Origin of the sequence: Paenibacillus pseudetheri (genome assembly GCF_924513355.1) — a bacterium.
GTDB classification, from domain to species: domain Bacteria; phylum Bacillota; class Bacilli; order Paenibacillales; family Paenibacillaceae; genus Paenibacillus_AQ; species Paenibacillus_AQ pseudetheri.
Window position 1 is genome coordinate 1 of sequence record NZ_CAKMAB010000111.1, and the last position, 465, is coordinate 465.

Below are 465 nucleotides of genomic sequence, written 5' to 3' on the forward strand. Positions count from 1 at the left end.
CCAGAAAGCGAAGGGACACCTTCGAATAAAGGTCACCAAACACGCCATGATACTCCGGGAACACTTGATCTAGAACCGCTTGGAATTGTAACTTTGCTTGAACGTACATATCCGTTAGAGACTCATGTTGCCTTGTCAGGTAACGCAAATTCATCAGATATTGACCTCTTTTTTTGTAAGGCTCCAGCTCTTCTTTGTAATACATTTCCCCCAACTGGTATGCGTCAGCGGCATCCGTCTTCACCTTTCGTAAATTAGACTTTTTCGCTTGGTGTGAAAGTAACGGATTAATGACGATATGCAGATACTGATGCTCTTCCAAGAATTGAACAACTGAACTATGATAATGGCCCGTTGCTTCTAATACGACGGTTGCACGCTTCCCCGTAAAGGATTCTAAATCTTGAGCAAAACGAAGAAAGGAAGCGAGTCCCTCAAGATCGTGTTTAAAACGAAATATCTTTC

The 465-nt window shown here is 42.6% G+C and carries 1 protein-coding gene; it reads right to left on the reverse strand.

The genetic code is table 11. The features are described from left to right. The coding region (locus L1028_RS31135) for an IS110 family transposase (RefSeq protein WP_234541974.1) at nt 1–465 on the reverse strand (465 nt) is incomplete at both ends.